Here is a 22,639-nt window from a genome sequence, read left to right as displayed (position 1 = left end):
GAAGAAAGGGGACTGACGGATCGCCCTTGGAAGCGGTGGTCACCCATTCCAACGGCGGCTGAACCGCATTGTAGGCAAGCGCACCAGCAGCCCGATGCCGCACCTACCAGCCCAGCCCCACATGCAGCGGCAGGTACACCAGCATGCCCACGACGATGGTGCCCAGAATGCCGCGCCGATAGAAGTAGTAGGCGCATGCACACAGCACCGCGGGCAGCCTGGCGTCCTGCCAGGTGGTCAGCAGCATCCCCTGTGTCATGAACACCTCCGGGGCGATCACCGCCGTCAGCGCCGCCAGCGGAGCGTACTTGAGGCCCCGGCGCAACCAGCCCGGCATGGGGATCTCACGCCGGGGAATCATGAAAAAGGCCCGCGTCAGCACGGTAATGAGCGCCAGGCCCCCAATGGCCAGCATGGCCTGCAGGTCATCGCTGTTCACGGCGCACCCTCTTGGTCCACAGCCAGCGTGCGTTGCGTCTGCACAGCCTCCACCAATAGGCCCACAGCCACGGCTGCGGCAATGGCCACCAGGATATTGAGCTTGAGCGGAAGCGCGAAGGCTGCAACGGCCGCCGTGGCCGCCACACCCGTCGCCGTCCAGGTGGCGCGGTCCACCAGCAGCGACAACAACACACCCAACAAGGCCAGCACCCCGGCAAAACCCAGCCCCCAAGACAAGGGAATGGCGTGGGCCAGTGCGATGCCCAGCAACGAAGGCACTTGCCAAGCCACCCAATTGACGGTGGCTGCCCCCCAGAAGAAAGGCACCTGCCCCTTGCCAGGGCGCGGCTCGGGGAAGCGCTTCATGAAGGCCACGAAGATGACATCCCCGCTGAAATACCCAATGGCCAAGCGCTGGCGCAAAGGCAAGTGCTGAAAATAGGAGCGCCAAAGGCTGCTGAAGATCACAAAGCGCAGATTCACACAACACGCCGTGAGCCAAACCACCCACAGCGGGGCTCCGGCCGCCAGCAGCGGAATCACCGCCAGCTGGGCGCTGCCTGCGTAGACCAGGAGCGACATGACGACGGCCACAGGCACCGACATGCCGCTCTTGACCATGGCGACCCCGGTGACCAGGCCCCAGGCGGCGATGCCCAGGGAGGTGCCCAGCATGTCTGCCACCCCCTGGCGGAACAAGGGATGGCGCCAAGTCCTGCGCTGCGCAACGGCGCTCACGCACCGGCCTCGCCGGACGCACCGTGCGCACCCAGTACCATGCCCGGCTGCAAGCCAAATCCACGCACGAAATCTGCCGCCCCCAAGCGCTTGCCCCCAGCACGCTGCAAGGCCGTGATGGCCAGCACGCCGTGCCCACACGCCACCAACACCGCATCAGCATTCAAGGCCAAAATATGGCCGCAGGGCACGCCAGACGGGCGCAAGGCGCTATCAATTTTGCACGACCACAGCTTGATGACCTCCCCCTGCACCGTGGTGCTGGCACCAGGAAAGGGGTCGAAGGCACGGATGCGCCGATCGATGGCCTCGGCCGAAAGAGACCAATCCACGGTGCTCTCGGATCTCTCGATCTTGTGGGCATAACACACCCCCGCCTCCGGCTGCGGCACCGGCACCAGCCCCCCGGCGTCCAGTTGGTGCAGCGCCTGAACGATGAGCCGCCCACCCTGAACGGCCAGGCGGTCGTGCAGGGTGGCTGTGGTGTCCTGGGGCAGGATATCCATCGCCTCGCGCAACAGCATGTCGCCAGTGTCCAGGCCCGCATCCATTTGCATGATGGTGATGCCGGTCTGCGCATCACCTGACTCAATCGCCCGGTGAATGGGTGCCGCCCCTCGCCAGCGAGGCAGCAGGCTGGCATGGATGTTGAGGCAACCCCAGCGCGGCGCGTCCAGCACCCACTGCGGAAGAATCAGGCCATAGGCCGCCACCACCATCACATCGCCCTGCGCAGCCATGATGGCTGCCTGCGCGCCAGCAGCCTCCTCGGCATACTTGCCATCCAATCGCAGGCTGCGCGGCTGTGCCAGGGCAATGCCATGTGCCTGCGCCAGCTGTTTGACCGGAGATGCCTGGAGCTTCATGCCCCGTCCGGCAGGTCGGTCAGGCTGGGTGAGTACCAGCGGCACCGAGAAACCGGCGTCGAGCAAAGCCTGCAAGGCAACGCGCGCAAAATCCGGCGTACCGGCAAAAATGACTTTCATGACCTGAAGGCTGACGATCAGCGGTAACGGTCGTCGGCCGCCGGGTCTTCGGCCACATCCACCCGCGCCACGTTGCCGCCAGCGTCGAAATGGATGCGCGCGCGCCGGTGCACGCCATATTCCAGGAAAAAGTAGCTCCAGACGCTGCCCTTGTCCGCATCGGTCGCACGACGCGCGGGCGGGCCAAAGGTCTGCTGCACATCGGCCGCACGCCACTTGCCCGCCTCGATGGCAGCAAACTGCGCCACCGAGAGCACCTGCTCGTGGATCTGCTGCAACCTGCCCAGGGCATCGAAATCCAGTCGGCGAACCTGCCAGGGTTGCGGACTGTAAAACACCCGCTGGCCTTGCGCATGCTGGTACACGGCCTTGGGCGCACCCCACTGCGCCTGCACGTCGTCCAGCAGCACACCGGGGCGCACGGCTTGGCCGCCGCCGCTGGCACACCCCGCCAGCACGGCGCAAACCAACAGCCAGCCGATTCCTTGTGCAGCGGCCCTCATGCGCGTGCCTCGCGCTGGCGCTTGACCAGCTTGGATTTGATCCGGGTCCGCTTGAGTGGCGACAGATACTCGACAAACACCTTGCCCAGCAGATGGTCCAGTTCATGCTGGATGCAGATGGAGAGCAGGCCTTCGGCCTCCAGGGTTTGCTCCTGGCCTTGCGCGTCGAGTGCACGCACGCGCACCGCCGTGGAGCGCTCCACGCCGTCGTAAATGCCAGGCACCGACAGGCAACCTTCATCGCCCAATTGCTTTTCCGGGCTGGCCCAGACAATTTCAGGGTTGATGAGCACCAGAGGCTGATTGCGCTCTTCAGAAACGTCGATCACCACCAGGCGCTCATGGACATCCACCTGTGTGGCTGCCAAACCGATGCCGTGGGCGTCGTACATGGTCTCGAACATGTCCGCCACCAGGCCGCGGATGCGCGCATCGACCTCACGAACCGGTTTTGCAACAGTATGCAACCGAGGGTCGGGATAACAAAGAATAGGGAGAATGGCCATGGCTGCGCACAGAAGAATGTCGTTATTTTCGCCACTTTTTCCATTCTGCGCACCCGCCGAGGACAATAATCATTGCCGAATCAAGGGCTTGAGCAGAGAATCTCAGACGATTTATGACGTATTTTTGCCATGGCAGCCCTTGCACGGATCTGCACATGGCTACAGCGAGGGGCGTTTAAACATGCAGAACAGGAACGACATGGGAGCAATGGCCGGTATGCCGCGGGTGGCCTTGGGCGCAGTGGGCTTCGTCTGTGCCATGCTGACCAGCCAGGCGGCCATGGCACAGACCGCACCCGTCAGCACGGCACAGCGGGCCACCGCTGAACAGGTGGCCCAACAAGGCATCCCCCTGGCAGAGCTTGCCGCCGACGCGCCCGACACCTACGTCATCAAGCGTGGCGACACCCTCTGGGGAATATCGGGCATGTACCTCAAGCGCCCATGGCGTTGGCCCGAGCTGTGGGGTATGAACATGCAGGCCATTGCCAACCCCCACCTGATCTTTCCTGGACAGACCCTGTACCTGGAAAAGAAAGATGGCTACGCACGTCTGAGCACCCGTGCCATGGCCAGCGGCGAACCCGAGACCGTACGCGTCTCTCCGCGCACCCGCACCGACAGCCTGTCCGCCACAGCGCTGCCGACCCTCAAGCAGCACTTGATCGAACCCTTCCTGGCTGAGCCTCTGGTGGTGGACGAGCAAACGCTGCTGCGCGCTGCGCGCGTGGTAGCCACCATGGAAGACCGGGTGCTGATGGGCCCCACAGACCGTATTTATGCCCGGGGCGATGCGGCCAACCCGCTGCGTGCAGAGCCTGGTGAGCCGCGCCAGTACCGCATCTTCCGCGATGCCGTGGCCCTCAAGGATCCGGCCAGTGGCGCCATCCTCGGCTACGAGGCCCACTACCTGGGCAAGGCCGATCTGGTCCGTGGTGAGAGTTTTGAAGAGAGCAGCAACGGCAAGGGGGGCTACATCTCTGAATACGTGCCCGCCACGCTGGACCTGGCATCCAGCAAGGAAGAAGTGCGTGCTGGCGATCGGCTGCTGCCAGCACCGCCGCGCTCCTATGTCAGCTTTGCTCCGCACGCACCCCAGCTGCCTGTGGATGCACGCGTGGTCTCCATCTACGGCAGCTTTGGCATGTCCAACGCAGCCCAGAACAATGTGGTAGCCATCAACCTCGGCACCGAAGACGGCATGCAGCCCGGATTGGTACTGAGTCTGCTGACCAAAGGCAGCCGCATCACGGACAAGACAGAAAACGGCAAACAGACGATCAAGCTGCCCAGCGAATCCAATGGGCTGGCCATGGTGTTCAGGACTTTTGAGCGGGTTTCGTATGCCTTGATCCTTGAAGCCCGTCTGCCCGTGAGCGTGGGCGATCGGCTGGTCAATCCGGATTGATATGCTCAGGTACCGTGCAAGCGGAAATTGCCTTCTACTTGCACGGAAGAAACCATGGATGGCGATGAGCTGCGTGCTTGGCTACGCCTTGGCCTGACACCGGGCGTAGGCTCTTTGACGGGCCGGCGCTTGCTGGCGGCGTTCGGGTTGCCACAGCAGGTGTTCCTTCAAAGCACGCAGGCCTTGAAGGATCACACCACGGCAGCCCAGGCCGGTGCCTTGGCTTGCGTACCTGAGGCACTGGATGCCCAGTACCGCGCAACTACCCAATGGCTGGAGACCAACGGCCCACATGGCGAGCAGCGCAGCATCATCACACTGGGCGATCCGCGCTATCCGCCAGCCTTGCTGCAAACCGAAGATCCGCCCCTGCTGCTCTATGCATTGGGACCGGCCCGTTTTCTGCAGTCGCACAGCTTTGCGGCCCCTCAGTGCCTTGCGGTGGTGGGCAGCCGCAACCCCACGCCCCAGGGCACGGAAAACGCCCGCTCTTTCGCGTCGACACTGTGCAGCGCAGGCTGGACCGTGGTGTCAGGGCTGGCTCTGGGGGTGGACGCCTCCGCCCATGAGGGCGCCCTGTCTGCTTCGAAGGACAACAACAATTCCCCTGCCACCATCGCCGTGGTCGGAACCGGATTGGACCGTGTCTACCCCCGAAAAAACCTTGAACTGGCACACAGAATCGCGCAGCACGGGCTGCTGCTGAGTGAATACCCTCTGGGAACGCCGCCCCTGGCGGCCAACTTTCCCAAACGCAACCGCATCATCTCAGGCCTGTCCCAGGGTACCCTGGTGGTGGAAGCAGCACCCGCATCCGGATCACTCATCACTGCACGCATGGCTTCGGAGCAAGGGCGGGAGGTGTTTGCCATTCCCGGTTCCATCCATGCGATCCAATCGCGCGGTTGCCATGCCTTGATCCGACAAGGCGCCAAGCTGGTGGAAACCGTGCAGGACATATTGGAGGAGCTGCCTGGGTTCTGCACCCCCCTTTCTGCTGCCGGTTCGGCTCCCGCATCCCCCTGCAAGCCCCACAAGCACTCTGCGGTGCTGGAAGCAATGGGCTTCGACCCCACAGGACTGGACGCGCTGCAGGCACGCACGGGCATGGACACCCCGACACTGCAGGTTCAATTGCTGGAACTGGAAATCGAGGGCCTGGTCATGCGACTGCCTGGGGGGATGTTCCAGCGCATGGCCCAAGCCTAAAGGCGGCCACACACCATGATCACCCCAGGAGGCGCTCCGGATTGGCCTGCAACTTGGCCAGCGCATCGCGGGTCGCTCGCACCGTGAGACCCTCTTCTTCACGCGCAACCAACAACCCGGCCTGCAGATAAGCCGCCAAGCGCCGCAACTGGATCAGGTAGCAAGTGCCGTCAGTGGCGGCGAAAAGGTGCAATTGCTTGCGCTGGCTGTGCCACGAATACTGCACCTGCAGGCTGGCACCATTGTGGTCCAGGGTAAACCAGTTGCCCTTGGGTAACTCCAGCGCCCAGGCCACCATGGCCTCCTCCACCGGCGCGCCGTTGTCGGCAATCACGTGGATGGCCGAAGCGTCTATGCCAGTCATCATCTCGATGCTCTCGGCATCCAGCGGCATGTCGCCCATGTCGGCATCGCTGATGAAGTCTTCCAGGTTGGCCAGGCGCTTGGCCAGCGCTTGAATGTGCTCCACAGGAATGGCCGCCGTCTTCGACAGAAACGCCTCTGCCAGGGTGTCTGTCAATGCCTTGATCTGGGCGTCCTGTACCTGCCCCGTCATTCCCATCAAGGTCAACCCCTGGCGCAAACGCTGCAACAGCCCGGGCAGGCTTTGGATCACTTGCGCCCGCTCCGTGCGATTGGGCTTGGCGCTGGCCGCCCAGACCAGGTCGGCTGCCGTGCGCTTGTAGGCCACCGTATCGGCATGCTGCGGACCGTCACGCACGGCCGACATGGCCAGCACTTCTGCCCAGTTCTTGAAAAGAAACTCACGAATCTCGTCCCGCACCGGCATGTCCTTGAGCATGGTGCGCAACTCGATGGTGTACTGGATGGTCAGTGTCTCTTTCTGCTCCACCTGCTGTGCCACGCTGACGAGCTTGGCCGTGGATTGCTTGGCCGTGAGGAACTTGGCCAGAAAGGCCTCAAACTCATCGAACACCAGCTGAAAAACCCGCCTGCCGGTTTCAGGATACTGCTCGATCACCTGCACGATGCGCTTGATTTCTGCCTCCAGCGCACTGCCCGAAAGTGCCGTGGAGTCAAAACCCAGTGCGACCGAACCCATCCGGTCAATGAGCTTGCGCGCCGGGTGCTCCATGTTGCTGAAGAACTCGGGCTCAGCCAGCGCCACACGCAGCACCGGCACCTGCAAGCGCGCAAACCAGATTCGCACCGCGGGTGGAATGCGGTCCTCCGTCAGGATGCTCTGGAACATCAAGGCCACCACCTCGATGATGGCCTTTTCACCCTCGCTGTCAGCCTTCTTCTTGAACTCCGCGGACCGATTGCGCACCACGTTGGTCACTTGTACCACGGCCGCCGGACTGTAATCCTCTATGGGAGCCCCCACTGTGCCGTAGTAGCTCTCCGCCTGCACGCGATGGGCGGCCAATGCATGGGCCAGTGCCGCCGATGCAGGGGGCGCATTCACCATGTCAAAGCCAGTGGCGGGCTGGGTGAGCAGGCGCTTGAGCTGAACCATGACGCCTTGCGCACGCTGTCGCGCACGGGCCAGGGGAGACGCCCCGGCATACATCGATGGCATGGCCTGCTGCATGGGGTGCATGCTGGTCGGCGCCATGCGTGAGGCACCAAACCGGCTGGCCTGCGCAGCCATTTCGCGCGCGGAGGCCATGGCTTGCTGGGTCTGCGCCAGCGCCTGCGAGGCAGGGCTGTTCTGCAGAGGCGCTGCGCCCGATCCAGCGGGCGAGCGATTCACGCGCACGCGCAAATCCTGCTGCGCCACCACGCCCTGGGATTGCAAGAGATCGTTGCAGGCCTGGTACACCTTCAACAAAACGGCAGCCAGCTCACGCTGCAATGGATCCAGCACCGTCTGCAGGTCATCACGGGCCATGCCCGACTTTACCCACTGTTCCACCAGATGGAGGGCCACGGTTTCGGGACGAAGAATGTCGTCCTTGGGAAGCTCACGCCCCTCCACCGACTGGACGCGCAAACGCAATGACTCAAAGCCAGCACTCACGGCCTCCATGACCGTCAGGGCAATGCGCGAGGCGACGATCTTGTTCTCCACCACATCGTCGTCCACCAGCTCAAAGCTCAACTCCGAAGCGTTAAAGCCACTGCCGCGCTGGGAACTGGGGGTTTCGGTCAGCGCCGAGCGCCAGGCCTCGGCCACATTGCGCATCCAATCACCACTGTGCTGCTGGAACGACTGCCAGGCATCACGGCGCTGCTGCATCTCCCGTTGGGTCCCGGTCTGCGCCATCAGGTTGCTGAAAAACTCCAGCAGCACCTTGTCGATATCAACCTGTCCCCGACACAGCCCCTCCACCAGCCGCTCACGCACCTGCCGCGCAAGCCTGCGCTGCGGCTGATGAGGAGCGGAAGAAGCGTGCATCACACAATGTTATACGGGAACACTGTTTTGTGGTCAGACCACCGCGCCCGCATTGGGATCGTTGGGGTCACCTTCCTTGCGCTGCGCCTTGACCAAATCCTCACGCTTGACACCCAGCCACATGGCGATAGCAGCCGCCACGAACACCGAGGAATAGATGCCGAACAAAATGCCGATGGTCAGTGCCAGCGCAAAATTGTGCAGGCTGGGACCGCCAAAGAAGAACATCGACAGCACCATGGCCTCCGTCGATGCGTGGGTGATGATGGTCCGGCTCATCGTGCTGGTGATGGCGTGGTCGATGACCTCGGTGGTCGTCATCTTGCGGTAACGCCGGAACGCCTCACGGATCCGGTCGAAGATCACGACCGACTCGTTGACCGAATAGCCCAGCACCGCCAACACCGCCGCCAACACCGACAGCGAGAACTCCCACTGGAAGAAGGCAAAGAAGCCCAGGATGATGACCACATCGTGAAGGTTGGCAATGATGGCAGCGACACCGAACTTCCATTCGAAGCGGAAGGCCAGATAGATCACGATGCCCACGACCACCATGGCCAAGGCCATGAGCCCGCCATGGACCAGTTCCTCGCCCACCTGCGGACCCACAAACTCTGTGCGGCGCAGCGTGACTTCAGGGTCGGCTGCCTTGAGCGCACCGATCACCTGCTCGCTCTGCTGCGCCGAGGAAACGCCCTTTTGCACCGGCAGGCGGATCATCACATCACGCGCCGTACCGAAGTTCTGCACCTGCACGTCATCGCCATAGCCCAGGCCTGACACCGTGCTGCGCACCTTGGCCAAGTCCGCTGGCTGGCTGTAGGCCACCTCCATCACCGTACCGCCGGTGAACTCCACCGACAGATGCAAACCACGGCTGAAGAGGAAGAAAACCGCCAGCGCAAAGGTGATGAAGGAGATCGCGTTGAAGACCAACGCGTGCTTCATGAAGGGAATGTCTTTTTTGATGCGGAAGAACTCCATGGTCTTCCTCCTTTATTCCGGCTTGGCGGCAATGGCGCCGTCGGTCTCGGGTTTCCAGATCTGGCCGATGGACAGGCTCTTGAGCTTCTTCTTGCCGCCGTACCAGAAATTGACCAGTCCACGCGAGAAAAACACGGCGGAGAACATGCTGGTCAGGATGCCGATGCAGTGCACCACGGCAAAACCGCGCACCGGACCCGAGCCGAAGGCCAGCAGCGCCAGACCAGCGATCAAGGTGGTGACGTTCGAATCCAGGATGGTGGCCCAGGCACGCTCGTATCCGCCATGGATGGCCATCTGGGGTGACACACCCTCACGCAGTTCCTCGCGAATGCGCTCGTTGATGAGCACGTTCGAGTCGATGGCCACGCCCAGGGCCAGCGCCATGGCGGCGATGCCTGGCAGGGTCAGCGTGGCCTGCAGCATGGACAGCACCGCCACCAGCATCAGCACATTCACCCCCAGCGCGATGCTCGAGAACACACCGAACAGCATGTAGTACACGCACATGAAGGCCGCGATGGCCAGCATGCCCCAGACCACGCTGTTGATGCCACGCGCGATGTTATCGGCCCCCAGGCTCGGGCCGATGGTAAATTCCTCAATGATCTCCATGGGCGCGGCCAGCGAGCCAGCGCGCAACAGCAGCGCGGTGTCGTTGGCTTCCATGGTGGTCATGCGGCCGGAAATCTGCACGCGGCCACCACCGATCTCGGAGCGGATGACCGGCGCTGTCACGACCTCGCCCTTGCCCTTCTCGAACAGGATGATGGCCATGCGCTTGTTGATGTTCTCGCGCGTCACATCCTTGAAGATGCGCGCACCCTTGGCATCAAGCGTCAGGTTGACGGTCGGCTCCTGCGTCTGCCCGTCGAAACCAGGCTGCGCATCGGTGAGGTTCTCACCGGTCAGGATGACCTGCTTCTTCACGATCACTGGCTGACCGTTGCGCTCCAGATAGCGCTCAGAACCGAAAGGCACGGCGCCCTGACCGCGTTCCGCCGCGCGCGCCTCGGTGGATTCATCCACCAAGCGCACCTCCAGCGTGGCCGTGCGGCCCAGGATGTCCTTGGCCTTGGCCGTGTCCTGCACGCCGGGCAACTGCACGACGATGCGGTCCAGTCCCTGCTGCTGGATCACGGGCTCGGCCACGCCCAGCTCGTTGATCCGGTTGTGGAGCGTGGTGATGTTCTGCTTGAGTGCCTGCTCCTGCACACGGCGCGTGGCCTCGGGCTTGATGGTGGCGCGCAGCTTGAACTCAGTGCCGTCCGGCGTGACGGCCACCTGCAGGTCGGGAAACTGGTCGGCGATCAGGTTGTTCGCGGCCGTGCGCGTGGCTTCGTCGCGCACCTTGATCTCGACGGCCTGGCCGTCGCGGCTGATGCCGCCATGGCGGATGTTCTTGTCGCGCAGCGTGGTACGGATGTCACCGGCATACGATTCGGCCTTCTTGGTCAGAGCCGCCTGCATGTCCACCTGCAGCATGAAGTGCACGCCACCGCGCAGGTCCAGGCCCAGGTACATGGGCTGGGCGTGCAACGCCGTGAGCCAGGTGGGCGAGCGCGACACAAGGTTCAGCGCCACGATGTAGGCCGGATCGGCCGGATCGGGTATCAGCGCCTTCTGGATCGCGTCCTTGGCCTTGAGCTGGTTGTCGGGCGTATCGAAGCGCGCACGCACCGAATTGCCTTCCAGGCTCACATAGTCAGGCGACAAACCTGCCGCACGCAAGGCTTCCTCCACCCGCTGCAGCACAGCAGCGTCCACTTTCACAGTGGCCTTGGCAGAAGACACCTGCACGGCAGGTGCCTCACCAAAAAAATTGGGCAGGGTGTAGAGCACCCCGATCAGCAGCGCGACCACCAGGATCGCGTACTTCCAGATCGGATAACGGTTCATGTTTACGCCTTTTCCACGCCCTGCCGGCAAACGCCGCACCAGGGCCACCCCGCCGCGCCGGCCTTTCCTCCCCTCTCGCCAACAACGCGAGAGAAGGAAGAAGCGCCCCAGCGACTCAGGGAAATGCTCATCAGTTACTTGATAGTGCCCTTGGGCAACACTTGCACGACCGAGGCACGCTGGACCTGCACCTCCACACCAGCGGCGATCTCCACCCCCAGATACTGCTCGCTCATGCGCGCCACTTTGCCGAGCATGCCCCCGGCAATGACCACTTCATCCCCCTTGGTCAACGCGTCGATCATGGCGCGGTGCTCCTTTTGGCGCTTCATCTGGGGTCGGATCATGACGAAGTACAGCACCACGAACATCAGCACCAGCGGCAACATGCCTGTCAGGGAACTCATGATGTCGCCACCTGCAGCGGGGGCCGGTGCCGTCTGGGCAATAGCAGAAGAAATAAACACAGGAATCAACTCCAAACGAGAGGTTTCTCGAGACACGCCGCTACAGCACCCCAAGGATGCATGGCGGCCAACAGAACATTGTATGCGGGCGCCCACAGCCCCCAATCCAGGCGGGAAATGCCCTCAAAACCCACATCAGCTGCTGCCTCCATGCACCGCCCCACAAGACCAGGGGTGCGGCCATGGCACATCAGGCGAGCAAGCACAGGACGATACCGACAAAAAAAGGGCCCGCACCGCAGTGCAGGCCCTGGTTGCTCCCGCAGTCCTGACGCTCAGGCCGCCTGGCGCTGCGCTGGGCTGCGCCATTGGGCCATCAGGCCGTCCCACTTGGCGCGCGCGGCCTTGAGGTGGCGCTCCTTCACATGGCCGTAGCCCCGGATGTCCTCGGGGATGCGCGCGATCTCGGCCGCCAGCGCCAGCCGCTCGGGCGTCAGGCCGGCGAGCAGCTCCTCGATGCAGGCACGGTATTCCTGGATCAGGGCGCGCTCCATGCGGCGCTCTTCGGACTTGCCGAAGATGTCGAGCGCGCCACCGCGCAGCCCCTTGAGGCCACTGAGCACGCCCAGGGCGCGGCGCATCCACGGGCCGAACGATTGCTTGACCAGCTCGCCCTTGTCGTTGCGCTTGGCCAGCATCGGCGGCGCCATGTGGTGCACGATCTTGTAGTCGCCCTCGAACAGGGCGGCGATCTTGTCGGTGAAGGCCTTGTCGGTGTGCAAGCGGGCCACCTCGTATTCATCCTTGTAGGCCATGAGCTTGAACAGGTAGCGCGCCACGGCCTCGGCCAGGCGCGTGCTGCTGCCAAGCTTGGCTTCAGCGGCTTGCACCTTCTCGACGAAGGCCTGGTACTGGGCCGCGTAGGCCGCATCCTGGTAGCCCGTGAGGAACTCCACACGCTGCGCCACGATTTCGGCCAGCGCGGGCTTCTTCACGAACTCGATCACCTGGGCCGCCTGGAACAGCGCCTGCACGGCCGCCAGGTCGTGCGCGCAGCGCCGGCCCCACTCGAAGGCCGCCTTGTTGTTGTCGATCTGCACGCCGTTGAGTTCCATGGCACGCATCAGCGCCGCGTAGGACAGCGGCACGCGGCCCTTCTGCCAGGCGTAGCCCAGCAGCAGCGGGTTGGTGTAGATGCTGTCGCCGAGCAGCTGCACCGCCACCTGCTCGGCGTCGAAGTGCCCCACCAGCTCCGCGCCCACAGCCGCGATGACGGCGCTCTCGCAGTTGCCGCCGGGGAACTGCCAGTTGGGGTTGGTGACGAACGAGGCCGTCGGCGTGCCGTGGGTGTTCAGCGCCACGAAGGTGCGGCCCGGCTGCATCACGGCCAGGGTGTACTTGTTCGCGGCGACGATGGAGTCGCAGCCGATCACCAGGTCTGCCTTGGCGGTGTCGACCTTGGTGGTGTAGATGGCCTCGGGCCGGTTGGCGATCTGGATATGGCTCCAGGTCGCGCCGCCCTTTTGCGCCAGACCGCCGGCGTCCTGCGTGACCACGCCCTTGCCGTCCAGGTGCGCGGCCATGCCCAGCAGCGAGCCGATGGTGATCACCCCCGTGCCGCCCACGCCGCCCACCACGATTCCCCAGGCCTCCTCGGCCACCGGCAGCACCGGCTCGGGGAGGGCGGGCAGACTGGAGAGGTCGCCCTTCTTTTCCTTCTTGGGCTTCTTCAGCTGGCCGCCCTCGATGGTGACGAAGCTCGGGCAGAAGCCGTTGACACAGGAGTAGTCCTTGTTGCAGGTGCTCTGGTTGATGCGGCGCTTGCGGCCGAACGGTGTCTCCACGGGTTCGACGCTCAGACAGTTGGACTTGACCGAGCAGTCACCGCAGCCCTCGCACACCAGCTCGTTGATGATCACCGTCTTGTCGGGCGTGGCGAGCTTGCCGCGCTTGCGGCGGCGGCGCTTCTCGGTGGCGCAGGTCTGGTCGTAGATCAGCGCGGTGCAGCCCGGGATCTCGCGCAGCTCGCGCTGGATGCGGTCGAGCTCGTCGCGGTGATGCACCGTCACGCCGGCGGCCAGCGGCACGCCGTCGTACTTCTGCGGCTCGTCGGTCACTATGACCAGCTTGGCCACGCCCTCGGCCTTGAGGCTGTTCATGATCTGCAGCACCGAGTGGCCCTCGGGGCGCTCGCCCACCTGCTGGCCGCCAGTCATGGCCACGGCGTCGTTGTAGAGGATCTTGTAGGTGATGTTCACGCCCGCGGCGATGCTCTGGCGGATGGCCAGCAGGCCGCTGTGGAAGTAGGTGCCGTCACCGAGGTTGGCGAACACATGCTTGTCCTGGGTGAACGGGAACTGCCCCACCCACGACACGCCCTCGCCGCCCATCTGCGTGAAGGTCGAGGTGCTGCGGTCCATCCACACCGTCATGTAGTGGCAGCCGATGCCGGCCACGGCGCGCGAGCCTTCGGGAACGCGCGTGCTGGTGTTGTGCGGACAGCCGCTGCAGAACCAGGGCGTGCGTTCACCGGTGTCGGTCTTGAGCTCCAGCATGGCGCGCTCGCGCGCCTCGATGGTGGCGATGCGCGCGTCCATGCGCGCGATGATGTCGTCGGGCACGCCCAGTTTCTTGAGGCGCTTGGCAATGGCCTTGGCGATGATGGCCGGCGTGAGGTCGGCCTTGGCGCGCAGCAGCCAGTTCTGGCTCGGGTTGGGCATGCTCCATTCGCCGCCCGAGGCGTCGCCGCCGGGCTCGTCGAACTTGCCCAGCACATGGGGGCGCACGTCGGCGCGCCAGTTGTACAGCTCTTCCTTGAGCTGGTATTCGATGACCTGGCGCTTTTCCTCCACCACCAGGATCTCCTGCAGCCCCTCAGCAAAGCTGCGCGTGATGGTGGCCTCCAGCGGCCACACCACGTTGACCTTGTGCACGCGGATGCCGAGCTGGCGGCAGGTGTCGTCGTCCAGGCCCAGGTCCATCAGCGCCTGGCGCGTGTCGTTGTAGGCCTTGCCGCTGGCGATGATGCCGAAGCGGTCGTGCGGGCCTTCGATCACGTTGTAGTTGAGCTTGTTGGCGCGCACGTAGGCCAGGGCGGCGTACCACTTGTAGTCCATGAGGCGCGCCTCCTGCTCCAGCGGCACATCGGGCCAGCGGATATGCAGGCCGCCCGGCGGCATGGCAAAGTCCTCGGGCAGGATGATCTTCACGCGGTCCGGGTCCACCGACACGCTGGCCGACGACTCCACCACCTCCTGGATGGTCTTCATGCCCGACCACACGCCCGAGAAACGGCTCATGGCGAAGGCGTGCAGGCCCATGTCGAGGATGTCCTGCACATTGCTCGGGAAGAACACCGGCGTGCCGCAGGCCTTGAAGATGTGGTCGCTCTGGTGCGGCGCCGTGCTGCTCTTGCTGATGTGGTCGTCGCCGGCGATGGCGATCACGCCGCCGTGCTTGGCCGTGCCCGCCATGTTGGCGTGCTTGAACACGTCCGAGCAGCGATCCACGCCCGGGCCCTTGCCGTACCAGATGCCGAACACGCCGTCGTATTTCTTCTTCTCGGGGTACAGATCGAGCTGCTGCGTGCCCCACACAGCGGTGGCGCCCAGTTCTTCGTTCACGCCGGGCTGGAAGACGATGTGGTTCTCGGCCAGGTGCTTCTTCGCGGCCCACAGCGCCTGGTCGTAGGTGCCCAGCGGGCTGCCACGGTAGCCGCTGATGAAACCGGCGGTGTTCAGCCCCGCCACGGCGTCGCGCTGGCGCTGCAGCATGGGCAGGCGCACCAAGGCCTGCACGCCGCTCATGAAGGCACGGCCTTCGCCCAGGGTGTATTTGTCTTCCAGCGTGACGGTTTCGAGGGCCTTGCGGACGGATTCGGGCAAGGGTGCGTTCATCGTGTTGTCTCCTTCGCGGGTTCGTGGGGGCCGCGTCTTGTGGGGCGGAACGTGGGCGCCTGCCAGTTAGGGTGGCGGCTCCAGTGTGCAGAGGAGTGTATGCCCTTGTCGCCGATAGGTGTTTGCTTTTGATGCCGCATTTGCGCTATCTTGCGAAAGATCCTTTCTCACTTGGTGGATATTTTGAACAACCTGGACAAATTCGACCTGGCCATCCTGCAGGAACTGCAATCCGACGCGCGCCTGACCAACGCCGAACTGGCGCAGCGCGTGGGCCTCTCGGCCGCGCCCTGCTGGCGCCGCGTGCGCGCACTGGAGGAGGCGGGCTTCATCAAGGGCTACCGCGCCGAAATCGACCGGCGCAAGATCGGCCTGGGCGTGCTCGCCTTCGTGCGCCTGGATGCCGACCGCAACACCGGCGGCCTCACGCAGGCCATGGAGGAGGCCATCCGCCAGATCCCCGAGGTGGTGTCGTGCCACTACATCAGCGGCACCGGCACCTTCGAGCTGCAGGTGGTGGCGCGCGACCTCGACAGCTTTTCGCAGTTTGCGCGCGATGTGCTGCTGCACCTGCCCAACGTGAAGGACATGCACACCAGCTTCTCGCTCGGCGAGGTCAAGGCCAGCGGTGCGCTGCCGCTCAGCCACCTGCGGCAGGGAGCCATGTGAAGCTATTGTTTTCATAGCATACAGCGCTTATCAATGAGCAACTCCAGATGGATTTGCGCTTGAAAGCCATATTCGACAAGCGCCATAAGCTATAAAATTCATAGCAATCCAGCTCCCCCAAACCGACTCCGCTTCATCCACCTGAACGATGCCAGGCCCCGGCCCGCGGGCGTACCATGCGCAGCCCCTGCCTGCCGCCCCGCCGCCCTGTGACGCTCCCCGCCATCGACAACCTGTTCGACACCGCGCATTGCCTGAACTGCACCACCCCGCTCACCGGCCCCTACTGCGCCCAGTGCGGGCAGAAGAAGGCGGGCCGCATGGGCGCTGCCACCGTGCGCAAGGAGGCCTGGGCGCGCTTTCGCTGGTTCGAATGGGACATGGTGCGCAACGCGCTGCGCGTGCTGCCCCAGCCCGGCACCGTGGCGCGTGAATACGTGCGCGGCCGGCGCAAGGACCACCCGCACCCCCTCACATTGCTGTGCCTGGCCATTGGCTGCCTGCTGATCGTGCTGGGCCACACCGACTACCTCCGGCCCGCCTTTCCCAGCGAGGCCGCAGCGCGCATGTATGCGCTGGTCGCCGCGTATTCCAAGTGGTCGTTTTCCCTGGGCGCGCTGGCCGCCTTCGTCAGCGCCTGGCTGCTGTTCCGTCGCCGCATGGGCTACAACGCCACCGAGCTGCTGGCCTTGGCGCTGTACTGCCAGGCCGTGTTCATCGCACTGCAGATGGCCAACCAGCTACCCCTGGTGCTGGTGCCGTCCCCCGGCCTGATGCAGTGGCACAAGGCCTGGTCCCCCTGGTACATGACGGCGCTGCAGGCGCTGTGGTTCATGCTGGCACTGCGCCAGTTCTTCGTGCTGGACCTGCGGCGCGATGGCCTGCGGCTGCTGCTGGCCGGTGGGCTGTTCGCCGTGCTCAAGTGGCAAGCCACCGCGCTCTATGCCCGGGCGGTGGTGGAGCTGGTGCTGTGGCAGATGGGGATGTAAGAAACCGCAAATGGCGTGCGAAAAGTCCGCCCCATCATCCACCTGGATGATGCCCCCTCGGTAGCGCACCCCTACCATCCAGCCCATTCCACGCAACCAACGCAGAAGGGCCGCAGTGAGCAACAAGAACTGGCACGCACAGCACCTGGCGATCCCCCGTTTCGAGGCCCTCATCGCCGAGAGCCTGGAGGCCGTGGGCGAGCCCGGCATGGTGCCGCGCCTGTTGCGCCATCTGGGCCAGGCACTGGGCAGCCACAAGGTGGTGCTGTTCTGTCCCCTGCCTGGCGAGGGCGACCCGCTGGCAGCCCACCAGTGGGGCATGCCCGATGACTTCCTGGAGCGCTACGCCCGGCTGATCCAAGGGCAGGACGCCTGGAGCGAAGCGCTGGAACGCCAGCACGAACAGGCCCTGGCACGCGGCGGCTCCCTGAGCCAGCAGCTCATCGCCACCAGTGCACTGAAACGAAGTGGCTTCTACGCCGACTACCTGCGCCCCCTGGGCATCGACGCCATGGTCAACAGCATCGTCGAAGCCTCGCCCGAGGTGGGCGTGCATGTGCTGGCGCTGTACAACGAGCTGGGCCAGCCCGAATTCACGCCCGCGCAGTTCGCCCAGTTGCGCGCCGTCACACCCTGGGTGCGCAGCCTCATGCGCGCCCAGCGCCGCCTGCAGCAGGCCCAGCGCCACACGCAGGCGCTGGAGCGCACGCTGGACCAGCTCCCGCTGGGCCTGTTGCACGTGGACCGGCAGGGCACGCTGCGCTACCTCAACAACCATGCGCGCACCTGGCTGGGCGTGGAGGACGAGGGCCGCATTCTGCTGCGCCACGCCACCGGCTGGCAGGCGCGCGCCCCCATGCAACTGGCCGACCTCCATACCGCGCTCCCCCCGCTGCATGCGGCCAGTCAGAGCGCGCGCACGCCCGTTTCGGCCCGACTGCACACGCCGCAGGGCCTGGCCCTGGTGGCGCTGGCCACGCCGCTGCGCGGCGGCCCGGCAGCGCAGGAGCCGATCACCCAATTCGTCCTGGTGCCCGAAACCCTGCCCCAGGCCCACGCTGCCATGCCCGTGTGCGGAGCGCTCTACGGCCTGACACCCGCCGAGGCGGCCCTGCTGCCCCTGCTGCTGCAGGGCATGACGCCGCGCGAAATGGCCGACACCCAGGGCGTGAAGCTGCCCACCGTGCGCACCCAGCTCGCCAGCCTGTACGCCAAGACCGGCACCCGGGGCCAGGCCGAGCTGGCCCAGCGCGTGCTGCGCGTGGCGGCCCTGGTGGCTTGACGATGGGACACCCCCCTGAGTCGCCTTTGGCGCCTTCCCCCGCTCTCGCAGCGCTGCGGGGCGGCCCTTGCGCGGGAGCACTGACCTGGGGCGCGCCCGTATCGACGCAACGGCCCACTGAATTCACCGATCCAATCTGAGGAACCTGCACCCATGAAGCAACCCTACCTTCGTCCCGTGGCATGGGCCTGCGCCGCCCTGATCGGGCTCGCCAGCACAGGTCTGGCCCTGGCGCAAAAAGCCACCGTTGCCGGTGCCAAGCCCCAGCGTGCGCAACTGGCCGCCGAGCTGGCCGCCACGCTGCAGGCCTGCTCCTACGACGGCAGCCCGCTGGCCTTTTCGCCGCCCGACCTGTCCAAGGGCGGCAGCAGCGGCAAGCAGGTGGTGGCGGAAATCATGCGTTACACCGGCCTGCCCGCCAACTTCGTGGTGGTGGAGGGCCAAGTGCCCAACGCGGCGGCCGTCATCATGGCCGGGCCGGACAAGGTGCCGCGCCGCGTCATCGCCTACAACCCGGCCTTCATGGGCGAAGTGATCCGCGCGACCCAGGCCAACAACTGGGCGCCCGTGAGCATCATGGCGCACGAGATCGGTCACCACCTCTCGGGCCACACCATCGTCCCCGGCGGCAGCCAGCCGCCCATCGAACTGGAGTCGGACAAGTTCAGCGGCTTCGTGCTCTACAAGATGGGCGCACCGCTGAAGGACGCGCAGAACGCCATCGCCACGCTCATCCCCGAGGCCGACGGCCAGACCCATCCCGGCCGCCGCAAGCGCCTGGCGGCCATCGCCAGCGGCTGGATCGAAGCCTGCGAGCTGCAGGGCGGCGGCGCGCAATGCCAGGGCGGCAAGCCGGTCGCCACGGCCCAGGCGCCTGTGGCCCCCGTACCCACCGCCAAGCCTGCCACCCAACCGGCCGTGGCCCCAGTCATGGCAGCGCCCGCTGCACCGGCCCCGGTGGTCGCCACCGCCACAGCGCAGGTCTTGCCCAAGGCCGACGCCAGCGCCCTGCCCTCCAAGGGCGGGCAATTCGTTTACGACGAATTCAGCGTCCTGGACCCGGCCATCCGTGCCCAGTTTGAAAAGCAGATGTACGAGCACGCGCAGGCCACGGGCGTGGAAATCGTGACCCTGCTGGTCAAGGACCTGGGCGGCAAGAGCGCCGAGGACTACGCCCACGCCATGATGCGCCAGTTGCGCGTGGGCAAGCTCGATGTGGGCAACGGTGCGGTGCTGGTGGTGGCGCCCGAGCAGAACCAGGCCGCTGCCGTGCTGGGCGCGGGCGTGCGGCTGGACATGGGCAGCCACGACAAGGCCGCGCAACTGGAGCGCTGGATCAAGACCGCCTGGCCCCTGTGCAAGAAGAAGAGCGCCTGCGGCGGCTGGACGGAAAACCTGATGCTCGCGGCCGACCACATCCGCCGCGACACCCGCCACTCCGACTGGACCATCGCCTACAACACCTTGGGCGACATCCAGAAGGCCGACGCCGCCGAGAACGGCAAGGCCGTGCCACCGCAGGACAGCAAGGTCTGGCGCAAGATTGTGCGCCTGTCGGGCACGGTAGAGAGCCTGAACCCGCCGCCCGGCAACAAGGCGGCATGGGTCAACGATGTGAAAGTCAAGAACGGCCAGAAGGCCGTGCTGATGCGCAGCAGCGAAGGCCTGACGGCCATGCTCTACATCGACCCGCGCACCGAATCGCTGATGCCCGGCGGCAAGATGGAACAAGGCAAGACCTACACCGTGATCGCGCGTGCATCGGGCCTGTCGTGGAACCCCAAGGACACGCAGTCGCTCGACCTGCTGAGCTACAGCGTGGCCGAATGACCCCACCCCCAGGCCTGCAAGACCTGCGCCGCCACTTCGGTTTCGTGGAAGCCGACTGGGGCTTTGCCTTGGTCGAATTCACCGACCAGCCCCAGGCCTTCGACAACTTCGTGGCACGGTATGAACGCGCGCCCTTTGCGCTGTGCATCACGCGCGAGCGCGGTCAGGTCTTCATCGAACTGCGCCACGGCAACGGGCCTTGGCACGCCAGCGAGCCACTGCTGACGCGCCTGGGTCTATCGATGCAGCGCCGCCCCACAATGGACGACGGCGCCTGGAGCGGCTGGGGCATCGCCCCGCAGGCCCAGGCACTGCAATGCCATGGGTTGCAGCTCCTGCAAATCCTCCAGAATCCCTGATCACCATGCCCACCCCCCACACACCACCCAGCCACCGCGCACTGGTCTGCGCCGCACTGGCGGCACTGGCCACCCTGCCCGCCCAAGCCACCGCACATTTCTGCGGTCGCAGCGCGGCCCACCCCATCGACAAGACGCTGGCGGCGGCTGCGCAGCGCAGCGGCGGAGTCACGGTGGACCTGAGCGACGCCCAGAGCGCAGCCTATGAGGCCTGGGACAAGGAACTCAACCGCCTGTACGCCGCACTGCTCAAGGCCACCGATCCTGCACAGCGCGAGGCCCTGCGCGCCGCGCAACGCGCATGGCTGGCGTTCGACAAGGCGCAGGGCCATTGGGTGACCGTCCAGCACGCCGACGAAGGCACGTCAGCAGCACTGAACATCGGCGGCGCAGCGCTGGAGCGGCGCCGTGCGCGCGTGTGCGAGCTGCTGAACGACCTGGAAGGCTTGCAGGCCACGCGATGATGCGCCGCACGCTATTGCAACTGGCGGGCCTGCTGGTCCCCGCGCTCGCGCAGGCCCGCGAGGCGGTGCGGCTGCGCATCCGCAACGACAGCCCGCAGCCCTTTGAGCATGTCTGGCTGGGCCTGCCGCGCCAAGGCACCGATGTGGACCTGGGGCCTGTACCGCCGGGCCAGACCAGCCGCTGGCACGCCTTTCCGGCCGCGCCGCCACACTACCGCAAGACCCGCGTGCAACTGGCCGCGCGCCAGCTCGTGCATGTCAACGACACGGCCTACCCACACGGCCACACCGCGCTGGCGCCGGGCCGCTACACCTTTGCCTACCGGATCGAGGGCGGGGCGCTGCAACTGACGGTGGTCAAAGAAGCGCCTGAAAGCACCGACTGATGCTATTATTTTGATAGCTGCCAGCGCTTATAAAATAAGCGCCAGAGGCCAATTTGGCATAAAATTCAGCGCGGCCAGAGCGCCCACAGCCGCAGCCCCTGCTTGAGCCGCCCGGCGATCTCCCCGGCCTCCTGGCCCCAACCGGTGAAGTAGTCGGCCCGCACCGCACCCAGGATGGCGCTGCCCGTGTCCTGCGCCAGCACCAGGCGGCCCAGTTGCACCTGTGGCCCGCTGGAGGCCAGCCACACGGGCGTGCCGTACGGAATGCTCTGGCGGTCCACGGCGATGGAGCGGCCCGGCGTCAGCGGCACGCCCTGCGCACCGCGCGGGCCGAAGCCGGCGTCGAGCGCATCGAGCGGCTCCTCCTTGAAGAACACGTAGCGCGGGTTGCTCCACAGCAGCTCGTTCACGCGCTGCGGGTTGGCGGCGATCCAGGCCTTGATGCCGGGCCAGGTGGCGTCGCGCGTGAGCCCCTGGTCCAGCAACCAGCGGCCCACGCTCTGGTAGGGCTGGTCGTTGCTGCCTGCGTAGGCCACGCGCACCATGCGCACGCTGCCGTCAGGCTCTTGCACGCGCAGGCGGCCCGAGCCCTGGATGTGCAACACCATGGCGTCCACCGGGTCGCGCAGCCAGGCAATGGCGCGCCCGGCCAGTTGCGCCTGCGCCTCGGGCAGGGTGTCGATGTCCTGGCGCGAGTACCAGGGCTTGCGCTGACCCAGCGTGGCGGGGGGGCGGTACAGCGGCACCTGGTAGCCGTTGCCGCTGGTGCGGGCCGCGTCCAGCAGGGGTTCGTAGTAGGCGGTGAGCAGGCCCTCGGCCTGGCCGTCGTGCGTTTCAATGCGGTAGGGTTGCAGGCGCGCCACCATCCAAGCGCGTTGCTCGTCGCTGCTCGCAATGCTGAGCTGGCGCACCTCGCCACACAGCGCCTGGAAGGCGGGCGCGGGGCGCTCGCAACTGCGCACCCAGGCGTTCCAGGCCTCGTGCAGCGCATCGTCGGAAAAGCCGGGCAGCTCGGCCCAGCGCACCGGCACCCAGCGGCTCTTGGGCTGCATGCGCGCCGGGGGCAGGGGCCCCGCATCACCGGGCAGTGCGACGGGCGCTCGGGTGGACAGCGGTGGTTCGGGCGCGGTGTCCACATCGGGTGCCGAAGAGCAGGCCGCCAGCGTTCCTACAATCAGTGCCATCGCCCCAAGGCGCAGGAGATTCCATGTCATGGTTCTGATTTTGCTTGAAGCCCTGGCAGCGCTGCTGATCCTGGTGCTGATCGTGTGGTGGACCATGTTTTCGGGGCGGCCCGGAGGTGAGCCGCCGGACGAAG

Annotated in this window: 20 protein-coding genes; 9 read left to right on the top strand and 11 right to left on the bottom strand. The window is 65.4% G+C overall.

The features are described 5' to 3' along the window. Nucleotides 1-103: 103 nt before the first annotated feature. Genes GWK50_RS00820 through def form a run of 5 tightly spaced genes read right to left on the bottom strand, consistent with a single transcriptional unit; the run spans nucleotide 104 to nucleotide 3,174 of the window. Nucleotides 104-439 (bottom strand): AzlD domain-containing protein, encoded by a 336-nt coding sequence (locus tag GWK50_RS00820; RefSeq protein WP_162014843.1) that lies wholly within the window; start codon nucleotides 437-439, stop codon nucleotides 104-106. Continuing rightward, the gene (locus GWK50_RS00815; protein ID WP_162014842.1) at nucleotides 436-1,116 is read right to left on the bottom strand and encodes an AzlC family ABC transporter permease; all 681 of its coding nucleotides are present in this window, start codon (nucleotides 1,114-1,116) and stop codon (nucleotides 436-438) included. The genes GWK50_RS00820 and GWK50_RS00815 overlap by 4 nt, the downstream gene beginning before the upstream one ends. A gap of 59 nt (nucleotides 1,117-1,175) precedes the next feature. Beyond that, nucleotides 1,176-2,165, bottom strand: a complete 990-nt coding sequence (gene fmt, locus GWK50_RS00810) for a methionyl-tRNA formyltransferase (RefSeq protein ID WP_162014841.1) — start codon at nucleotides 2,163-2,165, stop codon at nucleotides 1,176-1,178. A 17-nt stretch (nucleotides 2,166-2,182) separates the two neighbouring features. Beyond that, nucleotides 2,183-2,668: a hypothetical protein gene (locus GWK50_RS00805; protein ID WP_162014840.1), complete on the bottom strand. Its 486-nt coding sequence runs from the start codon at nucleotides 2,666-2,668 to the stop codon at nucleotides 2,183-2,185. Then, a complete protein-coding gene (gene def, locus GWK50_RS00800; protein WP_162014839.1) occupies nucleotides 2,665-3,174 on the bottom strand; it encodes a peptide deformylase in 510 nt (169 codons plus the stop codon). The genes GWK50_RS00805 and def overlap by 4 nt, the downstream gene beginning before the upstream one ends. 181 nt (nucleotides 3,175-3,355) lie before the next feature. On the opposite strand from def, the gene GWK50_RS00795 reads away from it, so the two are divergent. After that, nucleotides 3,356-4,582 carry a LysM domain-containing protein gene (locus GWK50_RS00795; protein ID WP_242455253.1) on the top strand — a complete coding sequence of 409 codons (1,227 nt, stop codon included), beginning with the start codon at nucleotides 3,356-3,358 and terminating at the stop codon, nucleotides 4,580-4,582. Nucleotides 4,583-4,636: 54 nt separating this feature from the next. Beyond that, nucleotides 4,637-5,791 (top strand): DNA-processing protein DprA, encoded by a 1,155-nt coding sequence (gene dprA / locus GWK50_RS00790; RefSeq protein WP_162014838.1) that lies wholly within the window; start codon nucleotides 4,637-4,639, stop codon nucleotides 5,789-5,791. 19 nt (nucleotides 5,792-5,810) lie between these two features. On the opposite strand, the gene GWK50_RS00785 is transcribed toward dprA, so the two are convergent. The 5 genes from GWK50_RS00785 to GWK50_RS00765 form a co-directional block, all read right to left on the bottom strand. Beyond that, nucleotides 5,811-8,153: a DUF1631 domain-containing protein gene (locus GWK50_RS00785; RefSeq protein WP_162014837.1), complete on the bottom strand. Its 2,343-nt coding sequence runs from the start codon at nucleotides 8,151-8,153 to the stop codon at nucleotides 5,811-5,813. Nucleotides 8,154-8,186: 33 nt separating this feature from the next. Then, entirely contained in the window at nucleotides 8,187-9,140 is a 954-nt protein-coding gene (gene secF / locus GWK50_RS00780) for a protein translocase subunit SecF (protein WP_162014836.1), read from the bottom strand. A gap of 12 nt (nucleotides 9,141-9,152) precedes the next feature. Further along, nucleotides 9,153-11,039, bottom strand: coding sequence for a protein translocase subunit SecD (gene secD / locus GWK50_RS00775; protein ID WP_162014835.1), 1,887 nt, complete (start codon nucleotides 11,037-11,039; stop codon nucleotides 9,153-9,155). Between the two features lie 134 nt (nucleotides 11,040-11,173). After that, nucleotides 11,174-11,506 (bottom strand): preprotein translocase subunit YajC, encoded by a 333-nt coding sequence (gene yajC / locus GWK50_RS00770; RefSeq protein WP_162014834.1) that lies wholly within the window; start codon nucleotides 11,504-11,506, stop codon nucleotides 11,174-11,176. 275 nt (nucleotides 11,507-11,781) lie between these two features. Further along, the gene (locus GWK50_RS00765; protein ID WP_162014833.1) at nucleotides 11,782-15,342 is read right to left on the bottom strand and encodes an indolepyruvate ferredoxin oxidoreductase family protein; all 3,561 of its coding nucleotides are present in this window, start codon (nucleotides 15,340-15,342) and stop codon (nucleotides 11,782-11,784) included. A 183-nt stretch (nucleotides 15,343-15,525) separates the two neighbouring features. Between GWK50_RS00765 and GWK50_RS00760 the strand changes: the two genes are divergently transcribed. The 7 genes from GWK50_RS00760 (at nucleotide 15,526) to GWK50_RS00730 (ending at nucleotide 21,321) form a co-directional block, all read left to right on the top strand. Then, nucleotides 15,526-16,011, top strand: coding sequence for an Lrp/AsnC family transcriptional regulator (locus tag GWK50_RS00760; RefSeq protein WP_162014832.1), 486 nt, complete (start codon nucleotides 15,526-15,528; stop codon nucleotides 16,009-16,011). A gap of 209 nt (nucleotides 16,012-16,220) precedes the next feature. After that, complete coding sequence (locus GWK50_RS00755) at nucleotides 16,221-17,000, top strand: DUF3667 domain-containing protein (protein ID WP_162014831.1); 780 nt, start codon at nucleotides 16,221-16,223, stop codon at nucleotides 16,998-17,000. Between the two features lie 115 nt (nucleotides 17,001-17,115). After that, nucleotides 17,116-18,282, top strand: coding sequence for a helix-turn-helix transcriptional regulator (locus GWK50_RS00750; protein WP_162014830.1), 1,167 nt, complete (start codon nucleotides 17,116-17,118; stop codon nucleotides 18,280-18,282). A 153-nt stretch (nucleotides 18,283-18,435) separates the two neighbouring features. Beyond that, the gene (locus GWK50_RS00745) at nucleotides 18,436-20,112 is read left to right on the top strand and encodes a TPM domain-containing protein (protein ID WP_162014829.1); all 1,677 of its coding nucleotides are present in this window, start codon (nucleotides 18,436-18,438) and stop codon (nucleotides 20,110-20,112) included. Then, a complete protein-coding gene (locus tag GWK50_RS00740; RefSeq protein WP_162014828.1) occupies nucleotides 20,109-20,471 on the top strand; it encodes a hypothetical protein in 363 nt (120 codons plus the stop codon). Before GWK50_RS00745 ends, GWK50_RS00740 begins: the two co-directional genes overlap by 4 nt. A 5-nt stretch (nucleotides 20,472-20,476) precedes the next feature. Then, nucleotides 20,477-20,935, top strand: coding sequence for a lysozyme inhibitor LprI family protein (locus GWK50_RS00735; protein ID WP_162014827.1), 459 nt, complete (start codon nucleotides 20,477-20,479; stop codon nucleotides 20,933-20,935). After that, entirely contained in the window at nucleotides 20,932-21,321 is a 390-nt protein-coding gene (locus GWK50_RS00730; RefSeq protein ID WP_162014826.1) for a hypothetical protein, read from the top strand. The genes GWK50_RS00735 and GWK50_RS00730 overlap by 4 nt, the downstream gene beginning before the upstream one ends. A gap of 65 nt (nucleotides 21,322-21,386) precedes the next feature. Here the strand turns inward: GWK50_RS00730 and GWK50_RS00725 are convergent, their stop codons facing one another. After that, nucleotides 21,387-22,535 (bottom strand): MltA domain-containing protein, encoded by a 1,149-nt coding sequence (locus GWK50_RS00725; protein WP_242455252.1) that lies wholly within the window; start codon nucleotides 22,533-22,535, stop codon nucleotides 21,387-21,389. Between the last annotated feature and the right edge of the window lie 104 nt (nucleotides 22,536-22,639).

The organism is Acidovorax sp. 210-6, assembly GCF_010020825.1.
GTDB classification, from domain to species: domain Bacteria; phylum Pseudomonadota; class Gammaproteobacteria; order Burkholderiales; family Burkholderiaceae_C; genus Simplicispira; species Simplicispira sedimenti.
Note: the sequence above shows the minus strand (reverse complement) of the source record. Positions and strands in the feature narration are given on the sequence as shown.

Excerpts from the sequence above, each read along its gene's own strand:
- GWK50_RS00815 (WP_162014842.1), bottom strand. The coding sequence starts at position 1,116 with ATGCTGGGCACCTCCCTGGGCATCGCCGCCTGGGGCCTGGTCACCGGG.
- fmt (WP_162014841.1), bottom strand. The coding sequence starts at position 2,165 with ATGAAAGTCATTTTTGCCGGTACGCCGGATTTTGCGCGCGTTGCCTTG.
- GWK50_RS00805 (WP_162014840.1), bottom strand. The coding sequence starts at position 2,668 with ATGAGGGCCGCTGCACAAGGAATCGGCTGGCTGTTGGTTTGCGCCGTG.
- def (WP_162014839.1), bottom strand. The coding sequence starts at position 3,174 with ATGGCCATTCTCCCTATTCTTTGTTATCCCGACCCTCGGTTGCATACT.
- GWK50_RS00795 (WP_242455253.1), top strand. The coding sequence starts at position 3,356 with ATGCAGAACAGGAACGACATGGGAGCAATGGCCGGTATGCCGCGGGTG.
- dprA (WP_162014838.1), top strand. The coding sequence starts at position 4,637 with ATGGATGGCGATGAGCTGCGTGCTTGGCTACGCCTTGGCCTGACACCG.
- GWK50_RS00785 (WP_162014837.1), bottom strand. The coding sequence starts at position 8,153 with ATGCACGCTTCTTCCGCTCCTCATCAGCCGCAGCGCAGGCTTGCGCGG.
- secF (WP_162014836.1), bottom strand. The coding sequence starts at position 9,140 with ATGGAGTTCTTCCGCATCAAAAAAGACATTCCCTTCATGAAGCACGCG.
- secD (WP_162014835.1), bottom strand. The coding sequence starts at position 11,039 with ATGAACCGTTATCCGATCTGGAAGTACGCGATCCTGGTGGTCGCGCTG.
- GWK50_RS00765 (WP_162014833.1), bottom strand. The coding sequence starts at position 15,342 with ATGAACGCACCCTTGCCCGAATCCGTCCGCAAGGCCCTCGAAACCGTC.
- GWK50_RS00745 (WP_162014829.1), top strand. The coding sequence starts at position 18,436 with ATGAAGCAACCCTACCTTCGTCCCGTGGCATGGGCCTGCGCCGCCCTG.
- GWK50_RS00740 (WP_162014828.1), top strand. The coding sequence starts at position 20,109 with ATGACCCCACCCCCAGGCCTGCAAGACCTGCGCCGCCACTTCGGTTTC.
- GWK50_RS00735 (WP_162014827.1), top strand. The coding sequence starts at position 20,477 with ATGCCCACCCCCCACACACCACCCAGCCACCGCGCACTGGTCTGCGCC.
- GWK50_RS00730 (WP_162014826.1), top strand. The coding sequence starts at position 20,932 with ATGATGCGCCGCACGCTATTGCAACTGGCGGGCCTGCTGGTCCCCGCG.
- GWK50_RS00725 (WP_242455252.1), bottom strand. The coding sequence starts at position 22,535 with ATGACATGGAATCTCCTGCGCCTTGGGGCGATGGCACTGATTGTAGGA.